Origin of the sequence: Microbulbifer taiwanensis, from assembly GCF_014904815.1 — a bacterium.
GTDB lineage: Bacteria > Pseudomonadota > Gammaproteobacteria > Pseudomonadales > Cellvibrionaceae > Microbulbifer > Microbulbifer taiwanensis.
In genome coordinates, this window is record NZ_JACZFR010000022.1 from 1 (window position 1) to 21,940 (window position 21,940).

The 21,940-nt window shown below is 60.8% G+C and carries 17 protein-coding genes and 1 pseudogene; 7 read left to right on the forward strand and 11 right to left on the reverse strand.

The annotated features are described in order from the left end of the window. Positions 1-220: 220 nt before the first annotated feature. A complete protein-coding gene (gene glpQ / locus IG627_RS07585) occupies positions 221-1,330 on the forward strand; it encodes a glycerophosphodiester phosphodiesterase (RefSeq protein ID WP_226864828.1) in 1,110 nt (369 codons plus the stop codon). Here glpQ and IG627_RS07590 read toward each other — a convergent pair. From IG627_RS07590 to IG627_RS07605, 4 genes are all read right to left on the reverse strand, one after another. Beyond that, positions 1,327-3,144: a sensor domain-containing diguanylate cyclase gene (locus IG627_RS07590; protein ID WP_193191755.1), complete on the reverse strand. Its 1,818-nt coding sequence runs from the start codon at positions 3,142-3,144 to the stop codon at positions 1,327-1,329. The two genes, glpQ and IG627_RS07590, sit on opposite strands and share 4 nt — an antisense overlap. A gap of 307 nt (positions 3,145-3,451) precedes the next feature. Beyond that, on the reverse strand, positions 3,452-4,231 hold the full coding sequence (locus IG627_RS07595) for an enoyl-CoA hydratase (RefSeq protein ID WP_193191756.1): 780 nt from the start codon (positions 4,229-4,231) through the stop codon (positions 3,452-3,454). A 172-nt stretch (positions 4,232-4,403) separates the two neighbouring features. Further along, on the reverse strand, positions 4,404-5,321 hold the full coding sequence (locus IG627_RS07600; protein ID WP_193191757.1) for a dimethylarginine dimethylaminohydrolase family protein: 918 nt from the start codon (positions 5,319-5,321) through the stop codon (positions 4,404-4,406). A gap of 68 nt (positions 5,322-5,389) precedes the next feature. Further along, positions 5,390-6,637, reverse strand: a complete 1,248-nt coding sequence (locus tag IG627_RS07605; protein ID WP_193191758.1) for a Zn-dependent hydrolase — start codon at positions 6,635-6,637, stop codon at positions 5,390-5,392. A 114-nt stretch (positions 6,638-6,751) separates the two neighbouring features. On the opposite strand from IG627_RS07605, the pseudogene IG627_RS21070 reads away from it, so the two are divergent. Beyond that, a pseudogene (locus tag IG627_RS21070) lies at positions 6,752-7,138 on the forward strand (tryptophan 2,3-dioxygenase family protein); the annotation flags it as partial. Between the two features lie 45 nt (positions 7,139-7,183). Then, on the forward strand, positions 7,184-7,549 hold the full coding sequence (locus IG627_RS21075) for a tryptophan 2,3-dioxygenase family protein (RefSeq protein ID WP_264299888.1): 366 nt from the start codon (positions 7,184-7,186) through the stop codon (positions 7,547-7,549). A 90-nt stretch (positions 7,550-7,639) separates the two neighbouring features. Here the strand turns inward: IG627_RS21075 and IG627_RS07615 are convergent, their stop codons facing one another. Both IG627_RS07615 and IG627_RS07620 read right to left on the reverse strand, forming a co-directional pair. Further along, positions 7,640-8,062, reverse strand: coding sequence for an ExbD/TolR family protein (locus IG627_RS07615; protein WP_193191760.1), 423 nt, complete (start codon positions 8,060-8,062; stop codon positions 7,640-7,642). 185 nt (positions 8,063-8,247) lie between these two features. Then, complete coding sequence (locus tag IG627_RS07620) at positions 8,248-8,700, reverse strand: methylglyoxal synthase (protein WP_193191761.1); 453 nt, start codon at positions 8,698-8,700, stop codon at positions 8,248-8,250. A gap of 155 nt (positions 8,701-8,855) precedes the next feature. On the opposite strand from IG627_RS07620, the gene IG627_RS07625 reads away from it, so the two are divergent. Beyond that, complete coding sequence (locus IG627_RS07625) at positions 8,856-9,260, forward strand: hypothetical protein (RefSeq protein ID WP_193191762.1); 405 nt, start codon at positions 8,856-8,858, stop codon at positions 9,258-9,260. Between the two features lie 431 nt (positions 9,261-9,691). Here IG627_RS07625 and IG627_RS07630 read toward each other — a convergent pair whose 3' ends face one another. Then, on the reverse strand, positions 9,692-10,288 hold the full coding sequence (locus IG627_RS07630; protein WP_193191763.1) for a thioredoxin domain-containing protein: 597 nt from the start codon (positions 10,286-10,288) through the stop codon (positions 9,692-9,694). A gap of 429 nt (positions 10,289-10,717) precedes the next feature. On the opposite strand from IG627_RS07630, the gene IG627_RS07635 reads away from it, so the two are divergent. Then, positions 10,718-11,545: a hypothetical protein gene (locus IG627_RS07635; RefSeq protein ID WP_193191764.1), complete on the forward strand. Its 828-nt coding sequence runs from the start codon at positions 10,718-10,720 to the stop codon at positions 11,543-11,545. Positions 11,546-11,607: 62 nt separating this feature from the next. On the opposite strand, the gene IG627_RS07640 is transcribed toward IG627_RS07635, so the two are convergent. The 4 genes from IG627_RS07640 to IG627_RS07655 form a co-directional block, all read right to left on the reverse strand. Continuing rightward, positions 11,608-12,567 carry a phosphoribulokinase gene (locus IG627_RS07640; RefSeq protein WP_226864829.1) on the reverse strand — a complete coding sequence of 320 codons (960 nt, stop codon included), beginning with the start codon at positions 12,565-12,567 and terminating at the stop codon, positions 11,608-11,610. Between the two features lie 6 nt (positions 12,568-12,573). Beyond that, entirely contained in the window at positions 12,574-15,741 is a 3,168-nt protein-coding gene (locus tag IG627_RS07645; protein ID WP_193191765.1) for an efflux RND transporter permease subunit, read from the reverse strand. After that, positions 15,738-16,934 (reverse strand): efflux RND transporter periplasmic adaptor subunit, encoded by a 1,197-nt coding sequence (locus tag IG627_RS07650; RefSeq protein WP_193191766.1) that lies wholly within the window; start codon positions 16,932-16,934, stop codon positions 15,738-15,740. The genes IG627_RS07645 and IG627_RS07650 overlap by 4 nt, the downstream gene beginning before the upstream one ends. Before the next feature lie 397 nt (positions 16,935-17,331). Next, complete coding sequence (locus IG627_RS07655) at positions 17,332-18,036, reverse strand: Crp/Fnr family transcriptional regulator (protein ID WP_193191767.1); 705 nt, start codon at positions 18,034-18,036, stop codon at positions 17,332-17,334. 347 nt (positions 18,037-18,383) lie between these two features. Here IG627_RS07655 and IG627_RS07660 point away from each other — a divergent pair, with 347 nt between their 5' ends. Both IG627_RS07660 and IG627_RS07665 read left to right on the forward strand, forming a co-directional pair. Further along, positions 18,384-19,553: a TonB family protein gene (locus IG627_RS07660; RefSeq protein WP_193191768.1), complete on the forward strand. Its 1,170-nt coding sequence runs from the start codon at positions 18,384-18,386 to the stop codon at positions 19,551-19,553. Positions 19,554-19,724: 171 nt separating this feature from the next. Further along, on the forward strand, positions 19,725-21,794 hold the full coding sequence (locus IG627_RS07665) for a M13 family metallopeptidase (protein WP_193191769.1): 2,070 nt from the start codon (positions 19,725-19,727) through the stop codon (positions 21,792-21,794). The last annotated feature ends 146 nt before the right edge of the window (positions 21,795-21,940 follow it).

Genomic DNA, 21,940 nt, shown 5'->3' on the forward strand with positions numbered 1-21,940 from the left:
GAAGAGGCCCCCGCTAGGCCCCCCCACCCCCCACTTTTCCCCCCTGGCGCCCCCGCGGGGGCCGCAGCGGCTCCCCTCCCCCAATAACCTGCTTCCACAGGCCACACCCCCTGATACATCACTGTCATATTTTTTTAGTAAAAGGGCAGTAAACAACTACAGGTTTCACGCACAGATGCTTCGAAATGCCCTGATTACCCTGCTTTCGTTTACAGCTGCTTTGTCCCTTGGAGCCAACGCCGCCGCAACCGGCCCCGAAGCCAGTGTAAAAAGGCCGATCGTCATCGCCCACCGCGGTGCCTCCGGCTATCTGCCAGAACACACGCTCGAGGCCAAGGCGCTCGCCTACGCCATGCGCCCCGACTATATCGAGCAGGACCTGGTACTCAGCAAGGACGATCGCTTGATCGTAATGCACGATATCCACCTGGACTACACCACGGATGTGGCCAGCGTCTTCCCGGAGCGCGCGCGCACCGACGGCCACTACTACACCATCGATTTCACGCTGGAGGAGCTGAAACGGCTCCGGGTCAGCGAGGCCTTTGTTACCGGTGTCGATGGTGCCAGCGCGAAATACCCCAACCGCTTCCCGTTGTGGAAGTCGCATTTCCAGCTGTCCACCCTGGAGGAGGAACTGGAACTGATTCAGGGGCTGAACCGCACCCTGGGCTACGATGTCGGCATCTACCCGGAAATCAAGAAGCCCTGGTTCCACCACCGGGAGGGCAAGGACATTACCGCGCTGGCCCTGGCAAAACTGAAGCAGTTCGGGTATTCAGGTCGAGACCAGAAAATCTACCTGCAGTGCTTCGATGCCGAAGAGTTGCAACGTATCCGGCGCGAGCTGATGCCGCAACTCGATATGGACCTGGCCCTGGTACAGCTGATCGCCGATACCGAGTGGGGGGAGAAGCAGATAGAGTCCGATGGCGAGCTCAGTAATTACAACTACGACTGGATGCTGGAACCGGGCGGCATTGAGAGGATTGCGGGTTATGCCGACGGCATAGGTCCCTGGTTCGGGATGCTGGCGCCGATCGAAGAGGGCCAGCTTCAGATCACAGACCTGGTGCAGCGGGCCCACCGGCAGCATTTACAGGTACACCCCTATACATTCCGCGCCGATCCCGACCAGATTCCAGCGGAAATTGGCAGCTTCGAGCAGCTGCTACATATTGCGGTACAACGCATCGGAGTGGACGGACTTTTTACCGATCACCCGGACAAGGCCCTCGCCTATATTTCCCGGATGACCGAACCCGAGACGAAACATAGCGGGAGCCCCGCACAAGTCCCCCTGGACAATGAACAGGTGACAGGGCCCTAAAGCTCTACTGCAGCGGTTTCGGGCTGGTATTCCACCACCTGGTTGCGGCCGCGACGCTTGGCTTCATAGAGCGCCCTGTCCGCGTGCTTCAGCAGCGTCTCCATCGAGATTCCCGGTTGCCAGCTCGCGATACCGATACTCGAGGTGAATTGCAGGTTGCACCCGGCGGCTTCCAGTTCGATGGCCGCAATACAGTCCCGCAGGCGCTCGGCGGTATGCCGCGCGTTTTGCGCATCTTCCGCGATCAACAGGCCGAACTCTTCCCCACCCAGGCGACCGAAAATATCCGTTTCCCTGGTTTTCTCGAATATCGTGCGGGTAAATGAGCGCAGCGCTTCATCGCCGACGCTGTGGCCGTAGTTATCGTTGATGGACTTGAAATGATCTATGTCAAACATCAGCAGGCTGATGGGCTGGTGCTTTCTCTGTGCCAGTTTCAGGTAGAGCCCGGCATCGGCAAAAAAGCTGCGGCGGTTGCGAATTCCGGTAAGGGGATCGGTACTCGCCTCGACTTCGGCCAATCGCTTTGCGGCTTCCAGCTCCCGGGTGCGGGCCCAGACCAGTTGCTGGAGTTCGGACCTGGACTGCTCCAGGTGTTCCCGATACTGTTTTTCCGCCACCAGCTTCTGCTGTCGCAGGCGGCGGACCTTGATGCCTATCGCCGCCATGATGGTGAGCATTTCAGTAAAGGAGGAAAACGGCGGCCAGTAGTAATTGATGAAGTTGTGTTCGACATACCCCAGGTCCCGGAACGCCTGTACCACCAGCCCGATCATCAGCAGGCTCCATGCCAGCGCGAACACCGCAGCCTCCCCGGAACCCTGGCGCCAACGTACTATCCCGACAACCGTCGTCACCGGGTAGAGCAGCAGGGCTATGGTGATGGTCACCAGCGCCAGAACCTTGATTGCAAACAAGCCGCTGATCAGCAGCACCCCGGCGTTGGCCATCATCAGCAGGAGCACATAATCCAGCTTCGCCGTATAGCGTCGTGTCTGCAGGAAAATGCGGGCGAAAATCAGGCCGCACAGTATGGTGACGGCACCACTGATGGACATATAGCGCCAGTGGAAGTCCTCCCGTATCAGGTACTGGTGTGTATACCCGAGAATGGTGGCCCAGCCGATGATTTTTGCCAGCGCATAGACGGAGTAGGCATAAAAGGTCCGGCTGCCGGTAGCGATACCGCCGACCAGGGCGAAAATCGACATCAGGAAGAAACCGCCAAACAGGAAGGCGATGGATCCGGTCTCCAGGGTATGGTTGCTGCGGAGAGTATCGGGATTCCAGATTCGCATGCTCGGAAATACGAACCCGGCACCGTCTGAGCTGAACCTGACCAGAAACTCCCGTGTTTGCCGCGGCTCCAGACTGACAGGAAAGACAAAGCGATTGTGCGAGATGCGACGATGATCAAAAGGCTTGTTCATCGATAGGTTGATCAATGGCCTGTAACCGGAGGCGGCGCCCGGCTCCCGCTGAAATACCGAGAGTTCGATCAACTGGTGATCCACATATTCGATACTCAGCGTGACGGGGCTGTCGGTGACGTTTCTCAGCGCAAAGTGCGACCAGAAAGCGCCCTTTTTCAAACCGGTGGAGCCCGCGCTCAACAGCGGCCCGAATTCGCCATCCCGGTAGGCTTCCACGATGCTGGCGAGGGGCTGGCTGTCGTCCGGGTCATGCCAGACTTCACTCTGGCCAGTCAGCTTATCGCCGCTTTCGCGGCCGTCGACCTCGATGGGCTCCAGGGCAAAAGCACCGAAGGGAAAGATCAGTAATACAAGGAGCAGGGCCCACCGCGAGATCGCCATGCTATTGGGTGGCGGCGCGCCCCGGCGCGAGTCAAATCCCTGTATACAAACTATTTTTATCATCGTTATCAAGCCGCGATTTAACTTCCGCCGATTACTGCGGTGCAGCACTAACGCAGTTGTGCAATCGCAGACAGCCGGAGGTCTGCAGGCCACAGGTTACTACAGATCAACAGTCTCGGACATTTCAAAAGCGGTATCGAAGAAGCGGAGTCAGATCCACGACAGGGAGAGAAGAGCAAGAAAATGTCAGTTTTGGCAGGATAAGCAAGATGAAAATTGGCCGCTCAAGGAGCGGCCATTCCGATCATTCGAATCGGGAGAAGTCCGCCGGGCGCTTTTCCATAAATGCCGTGGCGGCCTCCTTGAACTCCTCCGACACCAGGCGCTGCTGGAAGTGGCCAGCCTCGCCCCGGATCACCTCCATTCCAACCTGCTGCGTACCTTTGCGCAGCAGCTGCTTGGTCAGGCGCACGGCTTCCGGTGCCTGCCCGGCCAGCTCGGCGGCGGCGGCGCGCGCCCGATCCAGGGCCTCATCGGCGGCTACGGCGGCATTGCAGATACCCAGCTCCGCGGCCTCCTCCGCGCCGAACTTTTTCCCCAGCAGCAGCAGTTCGGAAGCCCTGGCATGGCCGACCAGGCGCGGCAGGAAGTAACTGGAAGCGTACTCCGGGCACAACCCCAGGTTGACGAAGGGCATCTGGAACATGGCGTCACTGCCGGCGAAGGCCATATCGCAGTGCAACAGCATGGTGGTGCCGATGCCGACGGCGGGGCCATTGACGGCAGCCACAACCGGCTTGGGGAAATTGTAGAGGGCGAGCATAAACTGGAAGACCGGCGAGTCCGCACTGGAAGCGGAGCCACCGAGGAAATCCATCAGGTCATTGCCACTGGTAAATACCCCCTGGGTGCCGGAGATAATCACAGCGCGGACTTCCGCGTTGTCCGCAGCGCCGTTCAGCAGTTCCGCCATGGCACTGTACATGGCCATGGTAAGGGCGTTCTTGCGCTCTGGGCGGTCGATGGTGATTTCCAGTACGCGGTCGCTGACCTGGGCCAGGATTTCTGCACATGAGCTTTGCATGATGGTCTCCGGATTGCGAATTCAGGTGTGGTGACCGTGGTGCCCGCCACTGGCGGGCGGCATCGGCACACGACGAAAGTGTCCATAGTAGCGATTACGGTCGCGCGGGCGAGTCCCTAATCGACCACTTTCGTTGACGCCAGCGGCCGTCACCCGGGTCAATTCAGCGGCGTCAGCCCGCCACCGGATCCCGGCGCAGCGGCTGGCACATGCAGTGCACGCCACCGCCGCCGGGGGTAATCATGGAGATATCCGGGTCTATGACCGTCAAACCGTGAGCGCGGCACTTCTCCGCCAGGTCCCTGTTGGCCTTCGGCAACATCACGCGGTCATCGCCCAGGGCCACCACATTGACTCCCAGTTCCAGCACCTGCGGGAAGGGAATATCGATGACCTCGATATTGCGGCTCCTGAACCACTGCACCAGCTCCGGTTCTACCGCGTCCACGCAGATGGCCGCGAGCTTCTCCGCCAGCATGGCCACCAGCACATCGATATGCAGGAAGAAGGGGTCGAAGGGATAGCCCTTCACCTCCCAGCCCTCCCTCTCCACCCAGGATTTCATCTGCTCGAAGCCCTGCGCACTGGTGCGCTCGCCGGAGTAGCCGCACAGGATCACGCCCGGCTCCAACACCATAAAGTCCCCACCCTCGAGGGAGCCCGCGGTGACGACATCGTAGATGGGAATTCCCAGCTCGGCGTACTTCTTTACGATGGACACCCACTCGCCGCGGCGCCAGGGGCTGTACATCTGCGTCACTATCGGCCCCCAGGGGGTCATCACCGAGGAGTCGCGGCCGTAGATCTGGTAGGGCAGACTGCTGTCCGCTGGGATTATATGAGTATTCACCCCGGCGTGGCGGTAGGCGTCAAGCATTTCCGCGTGCTGGGCCGCGGCCACCTTGTGGTCGAACTTCATACCCAGGCGCTCGGCGCGGCGGGCGCTGGCGTTGCCGGTGCGCCAGCTGAAGTTATCCACCGGACCTATCAGCACATCGCGCAGCAAACCGTATTCCGAGTCCATGCCCCAGTTTTCCAGCGGCCGGGTACCGCCTTCGTCTTTGCGGTGTTTCAGGGTGAATTCAGTCATCTGTCTCGGTTCCCGAATCAGGCTTTATTTCGCTGTCAATGTCGGGCCGGCCTGCGGCCCTGTCTCCCTCAGGCCACACCCGCCCTGTCCAGCATCGCCTGCAGCAGCACATTGCAGCCGGCTTCCAGGTGATCCGGCTCCGCGGACTCGGCCTCATTGTGCGACAGGCCGCCGGCGCAGGGGACGAAGATCATCGACACCGGTGCCACGCGGGAGACGTAGACGGAGTCGTGGCCGGCACCTGAGACCATTCTGCGGTGGCTGTAGCCGAGTTTCTGCACCGCGCTGTCGACCGCCTCTATACAGCCTTCGTCGAACTCTACCGGCGGCGAGTGCCACTCCTCGCGCACGTCGATGGTCGCACCGGTGGCCTCCTCCACCTGTTCCGCCAGCCGGTAGAGGGTGCGGTGCAAATGCTCCAGTCCCTCCGGCTTCGGGTGGCGCAGATCCAGCGCCAGTACCACCTTCTCCGGCACCGTATTGCGGCTGCCAGGCTCGGCGCGCAGGTCGCCGCAGGTCATACGGGCGTCGTCCGAGTATGCCTTCACTTCGCTGTAGAGGCGCTCGCACAGCCAGGCCAGGGCCTGGACCGGGTCGCGCCTGTCCGCCATGGGTGTAGGGCCTGCGTGGCAGGGGGTGCCGCGGAAGGTCACGTCGTACCAGCGTATGCCCTGCACACCGGTGACCACACCGATCAGCTGGTCCTGCTTTTCGAGGATGGGCCCCTGCTCTATATGGGTCTCAAAGGCCGCGGTAACGGGTTTCGGCTCCGCCGCCTCCTCGCCCAGGTAGCCGATGCGCTCCAGTTCCGCGCCGATGGTTGCGCCGGATTTATCGGCGCGGCCGTGACCGTATTCGAGACTGAATTCACCGGCCCAGACCCCGGAGCCGATCATCGCCGGAGAGAAGCGCGCACCCTCCTCGTTGGTCCAGACCACCACTTCCAGCGGCGCCCTGGTCTCGATGCCCCCTTCCTCGAGGGTGCGCAGCACCTCGAGGCCGGCGAGCACGCCGTAGACGCCGTCGAACTTGCCACCGGTGGGCTGGGTATCCAGGTGGGAGCCGGTCATCACCGGCGGCATTTCCGGGTCGGCACCGGCGCGGCGGGCGAAGATATTGCCCATGCGGTCGATGCGGATGTCGCAGCCGATGTCGCGGCACCATTGCAGGAAAAGGTCGCGGCCCTGTTTGTCCTCGTCGGTCAGGGCCTGGCGGTTGCAGCCGCCGGCTGGGGTGGCGCCGATACGGGCCATTTCCATCAGGCTGGCCCAGAGACGGGCGCCATCGATTCGCAGATCTTGCGCAGCTTTTTCCATTGGAGGACCTCCAGACCTTATAATGGCACCAATATTAATGTCTTTTCCGCAATTTTAGTTTTGATCGGCGCCGCTTGAAGAGAGCATTGTTTCGCAACTGATCAAAGCGCAACCAGGTGTGAATACTCTATGACCGTTACTTATAGTTCCTATCTGAAAGTAGACGAACTACTGCAGTGCCAGAAGCCACTCTCCGAAGGGCCGGAGCACGACGAGCTGCTGTTTATCGTGATCCACCAGAGCTACGAGCTGTGGTTCAAGCAACTGCTGCACGAGCTGGATTTCCTGGTGCGCCTGTTCAACAACGGCGAGCGCAATCGCGCCCTGCACACCCTGAAACGGGTGGATGCGATTTACCGCACCCTGATCCAGCAGGTCGACATCCTCGAGACGCTGACACCTCTGGAGTTCATGTCCTTCCGCGATCGCCTGTCCACCGCCAGCGGCTTCCAGTCGTTCCAGTTCCGCGAACTGGAATTTCTCTATGGCGCCAAGGATGCAAAGAAACTGGAAAATTACACACCGGGTTCGGATCACTACCTGCGCTTGCAGAAGCGACTGCTGGCGCCAACCCTGTGGGACGCCTTCCTGAACTTCCTGGCCAAAGAGGGCCACGAGGTGCCGCAGAGCGAACTGCAGCGGGATTTCAGCCTGGTGGCCGAACCGTCACCGGCGGTACAGAAGATACTGATCGACGTCTACCGCAACGATCCGCTGGTCAGTGAGATCTGCGAGGCGCTGGTGGACATCGACACCTCACTGCAGCAGTGGCGCTACCGTCATGTGAAGATGGTGGAGCGCACCATCGGCAGCAAGATGGGTACCGGTGGCTCCAGCGGTGTGGGCTATCTGCAGGGCACCCTGTTCAAGCCGGTGTTCCCGGACCTGTGGGCGATTCGCTCCGAGTTCTGATTCATTGGAACCCGGGCCCCCTGCAGGGGACCCGGGTCGCAGGCATAAAAAAAGCCAGCATTTGCTGGCTTTTTTCGTATCGGGAAGCGTTTAGTTCTCGAAGGGCACCAGGGAGACCTGCATACCCGGGTTCACTTCCTTGGCCGCGTCGGCAATCTGGACATAGGTGTCGGCGCTGGACTTGTTGTGTGCGCGCACGATCACGATGGCCTGCGGGTTTTCCGCGAACAACTGGGCGATACGGGCGCGCACAGCACGGGTATCGACTCGGTTGGTACCCATCCAGATCTCGTCGTTGGCATTCACGGTCAGCAGGATGTTCTGCTTGTCTTCGTCGGGCGGGGTCTCAATCTGCTGATCCGGATCCGGCACGTTTACATCCAACGCTTTCTCTTTCACAAAGGACGCCGTCACGATGAAGAAGATCAGCATGATGAACACAACGTCCAGCATGGGCGTCAGGTCAATATCGGCTTTTTCCTCTTCTACGGCCTTACCGCGTCGTCTACTCATAAAACACCGTACAGTTATCTATTGCGAATGGCGCCGGATTGACCGGTCTCATCAGGTGGGCAAGATTGCCGCGAAATTGTCAGCATTGCAAGTGAAACCTGCGCACCCAAAAAAATACCCTTAAAAATCAATAAGTTGCAACAAAACCCAGAGCGGAGAGATCATTTATTGACCAGCGCGAACGCCTATCTGGTGGCCAGATAGCCCTGGTAGTCCGGCACCTCGCGCTCGAAGGCGCTCTCCATCAGTGCCGACTGCACCATCATATCCGCGCTGGCGCCGTTGCAGGCTACGGGTATGTTCCACACCGCCGCGATTCGCAGCAGCGCCTTGACGTCCGGGTCGTGTGGCATCGGCTCGAAGGGATCCCAGAAGAAGATCAGCAGGTCTATCTCCCCCTGGCAGATCTTGGCCCCCAGTTGCTGGTCACCGCCCATGGGGCCACTGAACAACTTCTCCACCGGCAGTCCGGTTGCCGCCTCTATCTTACGGCCGGTGGTACCGGTGCCCAGCAGCTTGTGCCGCTGCAGCAGTTCCCGGTGGCGGCTGCACCACTCGATCAGGGCGCCCTTGCGGTTGTCGTGGGCCACCAGTGCGACCCTTTTGGTGGCCGGCAGCGGCTGAGCAATAAATTCCATCCCCACCTCTAAGCTGTATCTTACTTCTATATCTACCCGAGCATTCTACCCGCTGTGGCGGCCGCTGGCGTCCCCCCTCCGGAATCCCGCCCTCCCCCCTGATCGCCGAATCGCTATAATGCGCGACAATTCGCACCGGTAAAGGATGTTAAGCAATGAGTGTCGGAGCCTGGGAACCGCAAAAGCCATCAGCGCAGGACAGTAGTGACGGGGAGATCAGCCGGGCGCTGCTGTTGCGCTGTCTCTCTGCCGGGCAGTCGCCCACCCCGCTCGGGGAGTCCCTGCCACAGGAAGACCGCCAGGCCTCGCACCTGATGCGCCTGCCTTTACAGCGCTGGCTGGAGGAAAGTGAGCACTGGGACAACCAGCAGCTGTGGCAGCTGATCCAGTTTTTCACCCTGGCGGAAATGCAACTGCCCGGTTGGGATGCCGGGGCCGACTCACCAGTGATCCCGCTGGCGAAAGCCCTGCGCCGGCGCCAGGCGCCACTCAGTCGCGAACAGTTGCTGTGGATCAGGCAGAACTCCGACAATCGCTACCTGCCCTACGGGCCCCTCTGAAGTGATCGATACCGGGTGGCCAGTGGAGAGCCGGGAGAAGAGCCGAACTGCTGACCACTCCAGCTGCCCCACCCGGAAGTCACAGGCCCAGTCCAGAAAGCGGGATACTCTCGACCGATACAGCTCCCGTTTTTCCTGCGCGCCTCACCCCTCTGGCTGGCTTGGCTGGACTCGCACTCGATACCCTTTTTTGCACGCTGCCTGTATTTCGTTTATCGACAGGTGGAAACAGGGCCCTACTTCACGCGCCGACGCCCCGGCCCATTCGGAAATCTGTTTGACCAGGTAACCGCTCCGGCCCTGGCGATGCCTGCCGCAACGCCACCGATCAGTAAACTCGCTGTGCGCCGGGCGCATACCGCTCCGTTGTAATACCACCCCGGCAAATCCGCCCCAACCAGTGTCACCACCAATTTACCGGGACCGGAAACTCACTCTTCCAGGCGAAACAGCTGGCCGCGCATCAGTGCCGCATCTCCGGGAGTGCGGTAATTTGCGGGCAGGTGTCGCCAGAGTACAAACCCCTCCCTATCCAGCAGCCACTGGCTCGGGCGAAGCGCAGCCGTGTGTTGCGACAACAGCGGGGCTCCACCCCGGGCAATAAATGGGGTATTGGCGGCGGCACCGGCGGAGAGCTGAAACATGTTCACCGACAGCCGTTCGCGCAGGTGCGCGGGCCAGAGTGTCGGAGGCTCGGTGCTGAACAGCAGCAATTCGATCCCCCTTTTTCGCAGCTCCGGCAACAGCTCCGGCAACCGGGCGAGCATCGCGCGGCTGTCGGCGCAGAAGCTGCCGCGCAGGAAAACCAGCAGCAGGCCCGCGCAATTATCCCGCCGGGAATATTGCCCGGCATCCCAGGAATTACCATTTATCGTTGTTAGCAGCGGAAAGCGGCTGCCCACTGCCGGCATATCGGGATGATTCAGTGCACTGAGATGGAACAGGTAAATCAGGCAGACAAACAGGTTGCAAATCGCCAGGTAAACCGGCGCACCTCTTTCACTGTCGCTGAGCAGCGCAACTGCCAACCCTGCCAGGACTGCCGCAAATGCGGGGGTCTCACGCAGATCGCCGCTGTATCTGCCCGGCCGAGCGAAGCGCAAAAGCATCCACAGAGGCAGCGCCCAGGCATTAATCAACGGCCCCAGCCAGGCAATTTTCCCGCTGGAGAGAAATTGAAAAATTGCCCAGAAACCACAGCTCCAAAGCCAGAAAAATGCGATAGCAGTGAAAAAACACTTAAATTTAATCATTACAGAGCAAAAATACCCTTAAAACACTTGCAATCAAGTATATAAATAAGCTGCAATTAGCGCGATGAATTTTAGGGGCCCCTCTATCAATTGTTTCCTGCAGGAATTCTTCATTGTGCCGGCTCATTTGGGCACACTCAGGCAGGAAATAATTGATAGAGGAGCCCCTTCATCTACAACAATACTCAATACAGGGATATTTTAATGGCTGCACGTAAGAAAGCGATGGTGGTTAGCCCCATCGCAAAACTGGAAGTGGAACTGAGTTCACTGAAGGCCAAGCTGGCCCAGGCCCGCGACAAGCAGGAAAAAGACCTGGACAAGACTGCCGACAAACTGGCCAAAGACGCCACCAAGGCCGCCGCCAAGGCCAAAACTGCCGCTGCCAAAGTCAAAACCATTCGCGCCAAGAAGAAATCCGCCGCTCAACAGAAGCAGCTGAAGGCGGCCCGCACCGCAGCAGCTGCGGCGAAGAAGGTCGCGGACAACACCAAGGCCGCCGCCGCAGAAGCCAAGACCCAGCTGACCACCGTCAAGGCGGAAAACAAGCTCGTCGCCCAGGTTGCGAAAGCTGTAGCCAAGGAAGAAGCTGCCGTTGCCAAGAAACTGGCCGCCGCCGCCAAGAAAAAAGCCGCCGCTGAGGCCAAGAAAGCCGCTGCCGCGGCCAAGAAGAAAGCCGCTGCAGACAAGAAGAAGGCCGCTGCCGCTGCGAAGAAGAAGGCTGCCGCTGACAAGAAGAAAGCTGCTGCCGCCAAGAAGAAGGCCGCCGCTGCTGCGAAGAAAGCCGCCACCAAGGCCAAGGCCGCTGCAAAGAAAAAGCCCGGTCGCCCGAAAAAGGCCGCAGCCAAGACCGCTGCAAAGAAAGGCCCCGGTCGCCCGAAGAAAGCCACTGCCAAGCCCGCTGCAAAGAAAGGGCCCGGCCGTCCGAAGAAAGCCGCTGCCAAGAAAACCCCAGCCAAGAAAGGGCCCGGTCGCCCGAAGAAGGCCGCTACCGCGAAGCGCGGCCCCGGCCGCCCGCCCAAGGCCATGTAAGAGAAAACCCGGCTCCGGCCGGGTTTTTTTGTCGTCAGTGGGGCAGAGTTTCGCGCTACTGATCACCGACCATCATCTGCTCGCCGCAGGCACATCGCGCAAATCCGGTGATTCCGCCCCAGCTCGAAGATACAGTCCGCACGCGCGGGCATCTCCGTAAGCAGGTTGCGGGTGATCCGCTCGTAGTGCTGTACGAAGCGCTCCAGCTCCTCGTCGCTCATACCGCCGCCGGTGCGCGCGCACAGCTTGCGCTCCTGCAGGCGCCGCCATTCCAGCACAGAATCCATATCCGGCACCTTCAGCATCAATAGCACGTCCAGCTGAGCGAACAGTGCGCGGTAGGGGCCGGCCAGCTGCGTATTGATATAGTCGCGCCAGATTCCGTCGGCATCCTCCTGCCGTTCCAGCGCATTGATCGGCTCAGCCCCATCCTTCCAGGGCTGTGCACCGACACACCAGCCTTCGAACAGCAGGATATCCACAGGTCCGCGCAAGCGGGGCCAGCGCGCCCGCGGTGCGCGGTCGTCGGTGGATTTATCGAATGAAGGGATTGCGACCTCGCTGCGGGAATCCCCATGGCACAGAGCCTCAATGGTATCCAGACCCAGTTGCACATCGTGGGTGCCGGGCACACCGCGGGTCGCCAACAGGGGGTGCACGGCCTGCGCGAGCCTCTGGCGCTCGGCGCGGGTGAGGTAAATATCGTCGAGGGAAAAGCCGGCACTACACAAATCCATAGCGGCCCAGGCCAGCCGCAGGAAATCCGTCAGGGTGGACTTCCCCGATCCCTGGCCGCCGCAGATACCCACGACCAGGGGCTGCCCCCGAACACGCTTCTGCGCCAGCCAGACAGCAAGGGGCAGGTAGTAATCGTCGATCAGGTGGTGAAATGAATCGGGCAGCCGCTGCTCGCGGATAAACTGATCGATCTGCGGGCGCAGCTGCTCGCGCAATTGCGCCGCGCGCTCAATGACATCCCCTGGCCATTTGCCATCCCGCATTTCGCATTCATCATTCCGCATTAATCCCTACCCTTCCCCCCACTGGTTACCGCGTATCTGCGGCGGCAGTATGCCGCGCAACAGCTCGCGCAGTCGCCCCGGCAATACCAGCATCACCGGTGTGACGACCAGGGTCAGCAGTGTGGAGAAGGTCAGGCCATAGACGATGGCGCTGGCGAGCTTGACCCAGAAGGAGGCAATCACACCGGCAACCACCACATTGCGCCCCACCATATCCACACTCACCCCCAGCGCCAGAGGCAACAGGCCGAGAATGGTAGTGGCGGTGGTCAGGAATACCGGGCGCAGGCGCTGCGCCGACGCCTTGACCGCCGCCGCGGCCGGAGACAGCTCCGGCTCACTGTTGCGCACGTAATTGTAGGTATCGATCAGTACGATATTGTTGTTCACCACAATACCGGCCAGCGCGACTATCCCCACACCGGTCATGATGATGCTGAAGGTACTCTGGGTCAGCAAAAGCCCCAGCATGACCCCGAAGGTCGACATCACCACCGATGACAGGGTCAGCAACGACTGGTAAAAGCTGTTGAACTGGGTTACCAGCAGGATAAACATCAGGAACAGCGACGACAGCAGTGCCACCAACAGGAAGGCCCCCGATTCATTCTGCTCCTCATCAGCGCCGCGGAACAGGAGTTCCACTTCGCCTGCCACCGGGCTTTCCTCCAGCCAGGCTCGGATCTCTTTGACCTTGTCATCTGGCAACACACCCTCCTCTGCATCCGCCTTCACCTGCATACGGGTGATACCGTCGATACGCTCTATCTTATCCACCTTCGGCCTGGCCTCTTTGTGCACGAAGCTGCTGATGGGCACGGCGCCGCGGGCGGTATTGACCTTGAGCTGGTCCAGCGCGGCAATACCGCGCGCACTGGCCGGGTAGCGGATGCGGATATCCACCTCCTCGTCACTGTCGTCAGGGCGGTATTCCGCCATACGCACGCCGTTGGTGACCAACTGCACCGCGCGCCCAACTTCGGTGAGGTCGGCGCCGTAGAGGGCGGCCTTGGCCCTGTCTACCTGCACCTCCCACTGGATTCCCGGCAGTGGCGCGGTATTGACGACATCGCGCAGGCCTTCGAAGTCATTTTCCAGCGCGCGGTGCAGGCGCCAGGTCTCCGCCAGCAGGGTGTCGTAATCCTGCGCGCGCAGCTCCAGCACTATATCCTTGCCCACCGGCGGGCCGCCCTCAAATACATTGGCCGTCGTCTTGATACCGGGGAAATCCGCCGTGCGCGCTCGTATATCGGCAAAGACGTCCCGACTGCGGCGCTGGCGTTCTTCCGCCGGCAGCAGCTCCACCAGCATATTGGCAATCTGGTCCGGCGCCCTGTCGCTGTTGCCGGACAGACCGCCGGAACCGATCGCCGTGTAGCCGACCCGTACCTCCGGTACCGCCAGCACGGCCTCCTCGATCTGCGCCACCAGCACTTTCTTTTCCTCTACAGAGAGGTTGCCCTGAGCGCGTATTTCCACGTTGCCGTACTGCTCTTCGGTATCGGTGAAAAACTCTACCCCGGCGCCGAAGCGGCCGAAGGCGACAAAAATTCCGACCAGAACAAGCAGGGTGACGGCGAAAGCCGACAGCGGCCGGCGCACCACGGCTTCGAGTATGCGCGCGTAGGCGCCCGTAATGCCGGTGAGCTCGCCCGGCCGCCCCACCTCCAACTGCTTCAGGTACTGCCGGGTAGGGAGATCCAGGTTGCTCTTGCCGATCATCGAGCCCAGTACCGGGGCAAAGAAAAGTGCATAGAGCAGTGAGCCGGCGAGTACCGCGAATACCGTTACCGGCAGGTAGCGCATGAATTCGCCCACCACACCGGGCCAGAACATAATCGGCAGGAAGGCGGCCAGTGTGGTACCGGTGGACGCGACCACCGGCCAGAACATACGCCGGACCGACAGCACATAGGCCACCCGCGCCGACATGCCCTCGGCCATCTTTCGATCGGCGTACTCGGTGATCACGATACAGCCGTCGATCAGCATACCCAGCGCCAGCAGCATGCCGAACATCACCATAAAGTTGAATGAGTAACCCAGGTACCAGGTGACGATGGAACCGAACAGCAGAGAGAACGGAATACCGAAACCTACCAGCATGCCGGAGCGGAAACCCAGCGCCGCCACCACGATAATCATCACCAGCAGCATCGCAGTGAGGATATTGCCCTGCATTTCGCTGACCATATCGCGGGCAAACTGCGACTGGTCGAAGACAAAATTGACCTCTACACCGCGCGGCAGGTATTGCAGCTCGTCGCGCACCAGCGCGCGCACCGCATCCGCAACCTCAACCGAGCTGGCCTCGCTGCGTTTCTCCACATTGATCGCGAGACCCGGGCGGCCGTTGACGCTGGTGTAACTGGACGCATCCTTGAAGGTGCGGCGGATATCGGTCACATCCCCCAGGGTCACAACGCCGTCACTGGAATTCTTCAGCGGTATCTCATACACGTCCTGCGCAGTTTCGATCAGCCCGGGTACCTTGACCGAAAAGCGCCCGCGATTGGTCTCCAGTTCGCCGGCGGGAATCAGCAGGTTGTTGTTGAGCACCGCATTGATCAGCTGGCCGCTGGTGATCTGGTAGTGCTCCAGGCGCACCGGGTCAATGGTGGCCTCTACCACTTCCTCGCGGTTGCCGGCCAGGTCAGCACTGAGCACCTCGCCGATATTTTCGATCTTGCGCTTCAGGTGCTGGGCGCTCTGCAGCAATACCCGCTCGCCCACCTGTTCGCCGGCCAGGGTGACGACGATCGACGGGAACGGCTGTGCCGATGCCTCCTCGACCACGGGCTCGTCGGCTTCCCGCGGCAGTTCCGCCTTGGCCCTGTCCACCGCGTTGCGCACCTCGTCCACCGCATCGTCCACATCCATGGCCGAGTCGAACTCGATCACCAGGTAGACCAGCGACTCGCGCGCGGTGGAAATCACCTCTTCCACTCCCTCGATAGCGCGCACCTCTTGCTCCAGTGGCCGCACCAGCAGACGCACGCCGTCTTCCGGGGAAATGCCCTCGTGGGTAACCTGCACTATCACGAACGGCGGATTGACCTCGGGGCTGGATTCCACCGTCATGGCCCCGCGGGCGACCAGGCCGATCAATACCACCAGCAACATCAGGCTGATAGTGCTGCGGCCGCGGTCAATGGCGCTGTCGAGCAATCTCATGGCTGACCATCCTCACCCGCTGAGTGCGGCCTGTCGGCCACCGGCGTCGCCCCCACCGCCGGCTCTCCGGCGGTTTCGCTCGGCGCCGGCAGGTCGGCCCCGGGCTGTTCCAGCACAGCCTGTACTATTTCGCCAGCGGTCACATATTCCTGCCCGATGGTAATCAGCGTGACCGGATCCGGCAGGCCACTGACCCAGACACCGGCATCGCCGTCACCCACCAGTTCCACCCTGGTGAAATGCACGCGATTCTCCTCGTCGAGAATGCGCACGCCCAGGTCCCCGCGATCGTCCAGCGTCAGCAGGGAGGAGTTGATACGGTGCGCGGTGATTTCGCCGGTCGGCAACGCCAGGCGACCACTGAGTCCCGCACGCAGCGCACCCGATGCATTGTCGACCGCCACCTCCACCCGGTAGGCGCGGGTAATATCGTGGGCCTGCTGGCTGATATAGCGCAGGCTGCCCGCCACCTGCAGCCCCTGCTGCAACTGTGCGCTGGCGGGGCCGCCGGGGATCAGGCTGCCCACCTGGGATTCGGACACTTCACCCACCAGCAGGATCGGATCCAGGTCCAGCAGCGTCGCACACTCCTCGCCGCGGCGAATCAGGTCTCCCAGTTCCACCGCACGGCTGTTGACCACACCATCGAAGGGAGCGCGGATCTGCAGTTTTTCCACATTGACTTTCGCCCGCACCAGCTCTGCGCGCGCGTTGGTCAGCGCCACCTTGCGCTGCGCCATGTCGGTTTCCGACTGCAGGCCTTTCTTCTGCAGGCGCAGGGCACCGGCATAGTCGAGCTCCGCCTTGCGAAGCGAAGCCTCGGCACGGGCCAGCTGCTCCGGGCGATCCTCAGGGTCTATCTCGCAGATCACCTCACCCTTTTCAACCGTCCGGCCCTCGGCCACTGGCAGTCCCACAATGGCGCCGTCCAGCTCTGCACGCAGGCGCACACTGCGGTTCGCCTCTGTGTGGCCGTTCACCAGTACCCGAGTGGCATAGGGCTGCGCCGGGATACGCCGCGCCTGCACCCGCAGTGACTCCGCCTGGATCGCGCCTGGCCCTGCGCTTGCCTGTTCGGTTTCCTGCGGGTCGGAGGAAAACGATCCGCTCAGCAGCCACAGGAGTGCCAACAAAGCGACGACAATGGCCACGCGGTAATTGCGTTGCCGCCAGAGAGAAGCGAGAAAACTCATACCCGGACACCTGTGCGGAGGGGACTCAATCAATTCGAATTGCCTAATGGCTGCCGAAACCACCGTATTCCGGCAGAGGGCAGATTGTAGACGCGGAGCAGTTGTTGCGCAGTGGCGATTTCTATCGAAATATGAAATTCGCAAGCGAAGACAAGCCCCGCCCGACTTTAGCATCACCCTGTTGCGATAGAATTGCCGAACTCTATTTGGAAACGTTTAGGCAGCGGAGACGTTTAGGCAGCGGAGACGTTTAGGCAGGGTACTCCCCTGAAGCGGGAGGGTGGTCGGTGGTCGGTGGTCGGTGGTCGGTGGTCGGTGGTCGGTGGTCGGTGGTCGGTGGTCGGTGAAATAGTATGGGCGAACCTTGTGTTCGCCCGTACAGCCAGAGTCCCGAGTACTATGAAAGCATAGACTCGAGGAAGTCAGACATATCCGACTCATCGTCCATCAGTTCGCCGCTGCCGAATTCGGCATTCCAGTCCAGCAGTATCCGCGCCAGTGCGCGGGCCTGGTCCGCCAGCGCCAGCAGTTCCTCGCGGCAGTTTTTAGGACCGGTATAGAGCTTCAGTTTGCGGTGACTGTCTGCCAGCTGGTGCCCCGGATACTTGGAGCGGTAGACCTCCAGCTTCCAGCGCAGTGAGTGCACCATATTGCGGTAGAACACCAGCTTTGTGGGCAGCTGCAACAGGGTGAAATCGTCCAGATCGCCGAAGAGGGTACAGTCCAGCCCCAACACCTGGGTATCCCGACTGTCCGGCGCCGCCACTATGGTGGCACTGCGCGGTTCGGCCAGCAGCATGGAGAGATCGCCAAAAACCTCGCCGGGGCGGATCACCGCCAGAGGCCGCTCACCGGAATCGGGCCCGGCCGCACTCTCGACGTGCACATGCAGTTCGCCGCGCAACAGAAAATAGACCCACTGATCCACATCCCCGGCACGCAGCAACTGTTCTCCCGTCTGCAGGCCGACAATACGGGAACGCTTCAACAAAACATCGTACTGCCACTCACTGGTGGCACGAATGTCACGAAAAAGATGAATGACATTCAACAGGCGATCCACGGCGTCCCGCGGATAATCACTGAGAGGCTTAATATCCATTCGCTACTTGAAATTAGTGAAATTTATTCTGCTCCGGGCGGAACCGCTGCCGAAACAATTTTTAATTGGCGGTATTTAAACAATACCTGATTTCCGCATTCTAGCGACAGGGTGACCACTGTCTTCCCCGCGCATCTTCGAAATTGGAAAAACGAGACATTCTACCCGTTTCAGGGTTGAACTCCATTGCAGTTGCAGTAGAGTTAGGCACAGTTCAGGTTAACTTGTCCCATAGTGCCAGACATTTAGTGCACTTTTTAACCTGACAGGCGCGCCTCGGGGGAGGGGGTGCCAAAAAGCATATCCGCCGGATTCTTCCCATCCGGAAATAAAGACACCGAAAAACAATGAAATCGATAAAGATCGTCATCGCCCTAATGGTGTTTGCGACAGCGCTATCCGCGAAAGCCGCACCCCTGCTCAACGGCCTTGCCCTGGAGCAGCAATTCAATAAAGACCGCTATATTGCCGCAGTCTATTCCGAAACCCTGGCCAACAGCTCGAGTGTGCTGCTCGACAACGGTACGCCGCGCCGCCTGGAAGTGCGTATCGTCGCCAACAGCCTTTCCGCGCGCCGCTTCCGCAACCAGTGGATGGAAGGTATCGCCATCAATAATCCCGGCGACACCCTGAGCAACCAGGCCGAGAACATGGTGACCTTTGCCAACCTGTTCCAGGGCCGCCTCAGAAGAGGCGACCGCCTGAGCATCGACTATGCCGCGGACTCCGGCACCACCAGCGTCGCCCTGAACGGCTTGGCGCTCGGCGAAATTGCCGATCGCGACTTCTTCAACACATTGCTGCGCGCCTGGGTCGGCCCGGTGCCGCCCTCAACTGATTTCCGCGACGGCCTGCTGGCCGCCGGCCAGGTATCCTCCGGACTGTTGGGCAGCTACGAGCTGCTCGAGCCCAGCAGCGAACGCGTCGCCGAACTGGCTGTGCGGCTCGAGGAAGCGGAAGAAGAAGCCGCAGCCGAGGAAGTCGTGGCCGCCGCACCGGTAGCAGCCAAGCCCTCGCCTGCCAAGCCGAAACTCGCCGCCGATATTCCGCCGCCGACGCTGGCCGCCATCGACAGCAAGCCGGAGGTGCCGACAGGCAAGTCCGAGCCGAGCAAACCACAGCCGACCAAGGTAGCAGCTACCAAGCCCGCCGCCTCCGCACAAGAACTGGAGGAAGAAGAGGAAATTGAAGAGGATGAGGCACCGCTGACCGCGGACCTGATCCTGGCCCGACAGATCTATCACTCCATGCTGTTGCGCCACACCTTCAAATATATCCGCTATCCGAAGCGCGCCCAGGAGCGCGGCCAGGAGGGCAGTGTGCGCCTGAACGTCACCATCGACGCCAAAGGCAAGGTACAGGACGTGCAGACACTGCAGGAGTCCCGTTATGCCACTCTCAACCGCGAGGCCCGAGAGGCAGTGGATCGCGCCGGCCCCTTCCCCGCCGCGCCGCCGCAGTTGGCCCGGGACAACTACCAGTTCTCTGTGCCGATCACCTTCCGCCTGCCCGACTGACCTCCTCACAACGGTCACAGAGTATGCACAAGCCCCGCCTCGCGGGGCTTTTTCGTTTTGCCCATCTCCTTTTCACCGCAGACCCACCCCGCCTAGCCGCAGCCCGGTTGCCCCTGCCGGTGGCAAACACTTACCATGGCTGCGGAATAACCAGCCCAACGAAGGCATACAATGAACAAACTAATCCTATCTCTCGCCATAGCCGGCATAGTGACCGGCTGCTCCAGGTCCGAAGCGCCGCAATCCCAGCAGAGCGCCGACAACAGCGCCACCAGCGCCGCGGTACAACAGGCGGAACTCGGTTCCGGTATCGACCTCGCGGCCATGGACACCAGCGTGCGCCCGCAGGACGACTTCTTCAATTACGTCAACGGCGCCTGGCTGAAGAACACCGAGATACCCGCGGACAAGTCTCGCTGGGGCGGCTTCACCATACTGCGCGACAAGAGCACCGAGCGGGTCAAGGCCCTGATCATGGAGGCCGGCGAGAACGCCAGCAGCGCCGATGCCAGGCAGATCGGCGACCTGTACAACAGCTTTATGAATGAGAAGCTGATCGAGGAGAAAGGCCTGACGGCCCTCAAAAGTGAACTGGCCAGGGTCGATGCGATCGAGTCGCGCAAGGACCTGACCGATTACTTCGCCTACGCCGATACCATCGGCTACGACAGCCCCTTCGGCGCCTTCATTTACCAGGATATGAAGGATGTGGAGAACTACATCGCCTTCATGTGGCAGGCGGGCCTGGGCCTCCCCGACCGCGACTACTACTTCGACGATTCCGAAAAGGGCCAGAAGCTGCAGCAGGCCTATATGGATTACCTGGTGAAGGCCCAGAAGCTGGCCGGCCTGGATGACGCGCAGGGCTACGCAGACAAGATCTACGCGCTGGAGAAGAGCCTGGCCGAGCACCATCGCACCCGCGTCGACAACCGCGATCCGGACAAGTACTTCAACAAGAAATCCGTACAGGAACTGGCGGAGCTGATGCCGGACGTCGACTGGGACAGCTACCTGTCCAAGGCCATGCTGGAAAAAGCCGACAGCGTGGTCGTCGGCCAGCCGGAGTACCTGCAGGCGGCCAGCAAGATTATCGCCGATACCGATATGGATACCTGGCGCCGCTACCTGAAGGTCAAGGTGCTGACTGCCGCCGCCCCCTATATGCACAGCGACCTGGCCCAGGCGCACTTCGACTTCTACAGCACCGCGGTGCGCGGCGTCGAACAGATGGAACCGCGCTGGAAGCGCGCAGTGCAGTTCGTCAATGGCTCCGTCGGCGAGCTGGTGGGCAAGCGCTATGTGGAAAAACACTTCCCGCCGCAAGCCAAGGCGCGCATGGTGGAGCTGGTGGACAACCTGAAAGCCGCCTACCGCGAATCCATCGAGTCCCTCGAGTGGATGAGCGAGGACACCCGCAAGCAGGCGCTGGACAAGCTGGCCAACTTCACCACCAAGATCGGCTACCCGGACAAGTGGCGCGACTACAGCGACCTGCAGGTCAGCGCCGACGACCTGGTCGGCAACCTGCTGGCGGCCAACCTGTTTGAGGCCAGCTTCGAGCGCGGCAAACTGGGCAAACCGCTGGATCGCGGCGAGTGGGGCATGTCCCCGCAGACGGTAAACGCCTACTACAACCCGGCGATGAACGAGATCGTCTTCCCGGCCGCGATACTGCAACCACCCTTCTTCAATATGCAGGCGGAAGACGCGGTGAACTACGGTGGTATCGGCGGCGTGATCGGCCATGAAATCGGCCACGGCTTCGACGACAAGGGCAGCAAGTTCGACGGCAAGGGCTACCTGAACAACTGGTGGACCGACTCAGATCGCAGCAACTTCGAACAGCTCACCGGCAAGCTGGTGGCCCAGTACAACGGCTACGAGCCGATCGATGGCGAGCACATCAACGGTGAACTGACCCTGGGCGAGAACATCGGCGACCTGTCCGGTCTCGGTATCGCCTACAAGGCCTACAAGATGTCCCTGAACGGCCAGGAGGCACCGGTGATCGACGGTTTCACCGGCGACCAGCGCCTGTTTATGGGCTGGGCCCAGGTGTGGCGCAGCAAGATCCGCGACGAGGCCCTGAGCGAGCGCCTGAAGACAGACCCGCACTCGCCTGCCGAGTACCGCGTAAAAGGTGTGGTGCCGAATATCTCGGCCTTCTACACCGCCTTCGACGTCAAGGAAGGCGACGGCATGTACCTGCCGGAGGAAGAGCGCGTAGTGATCTGGTAACACGCCTGCGGAACTCTAGAAACTCTGTTTCAAATCAAGCCATCACAGACTCGTCATACCGGCGAAGGCCGGTATCCAGTTTCGGAGGCACCTGGATTCCGGCCTGCGCCGGAATGACGAGAAGCTGATCTGTAGGGGCGAACCTC

Coding starts and splice junctions, on each gene's coding strand:
- IG627_RS07645 (WP_193191765.1), bottom strand. CDS start 15,741: ATGAGATTGCTCGACAGCGCCATTGACCGCGGCCGCAGCACTATCAGC.
- IG627_RS07615 (WP_193191760.1), bottom strand. CDS start 8,062: ATGAGTAGACGACGCGGTAAGGCCGTAGAAGAGGAAAAAGCCGATATT.
- IG627_RS07640 (WP_226864829.1), bottom strand. CDS start 12,567: ATGCGGAATGATGAATGCGAAATGCGGGATGGCAAATGGCCAGGGGAT.
- IG627_RS07590 (WP_193191755.1), bottom strand. CDS start 3,144: ATGGCGATCTCGCGGTGGGCCCTGCTCCTTGTATTACTGATCTTTCCC.
- IG627_RS07600 (WP_193191757.1), bottom strand. CDS start 5,321: ATGACTGAATTCACCCTGAAACACCGCAAAGACGAAGGCGGTACCCGG.
- IG627_RS07620 (WP_193191761.1), bottom strand. CDS start 8,700: ATGGAATTTATTGCTCAGCCGCTGCCGGCCACCAAAAGGGTCGCACTG.
- IG627_RS07655 (WP_193191767.1), bottom strand. CDS start 18,036: ATGGATATTAAGCCTCTCAGTGATTATCCGCGGGACGCCGTGGATCGC.
- IG627_RS07665 (WP_193191769.1), top strand. CDS start 19,725: ATGAACAAACTAATCCTATCTCTCGCCATAGCCGGCATAGTGACCGGC.
- IG627_RS07595 (WP_193191756.1), bottom strand. CDS start 4,231: ATGCAAAGCTCATGTGCAGAAATCCTGGCCCAGGTCAGCGACCGCGTA.
- IG627_RS07625 (WP_193191762.1), top strand. CDS start 8,856: ATGAGTGTCGGAGCCTGGGAACCGCAAAAGCCATCAGCGCAGGACAGT.
- IG627_RS07605 (WP_193191758.1), bottom strand. CDS start 6,637: ATGGAAAAAGCTGCGCAAGATCTGCGAATCGATGGCGCCCGTCTCTGG.
- IG627_RS07660 (WP_193191768.1), top strand. CDS start 18,384: ATGAAATCGATAAAGATCGTCATCGCCCTAATGGTGTTTGCGACAGCG.
- IG627_RS07650 (WP_193191766.1), bottom strand. CDS start 16,934: ATGAGTTTTCTCGCTTCTCTCTGGCGGCAACGCAATTACCGCGTGGCC.
- IG627_RS07635 (WP_193191764.1), top strand. CDS start 10,718: ATGGCTGCACGTAAGAAAGCGATGGTGGTTAGCCCCATCGCAAAACTG.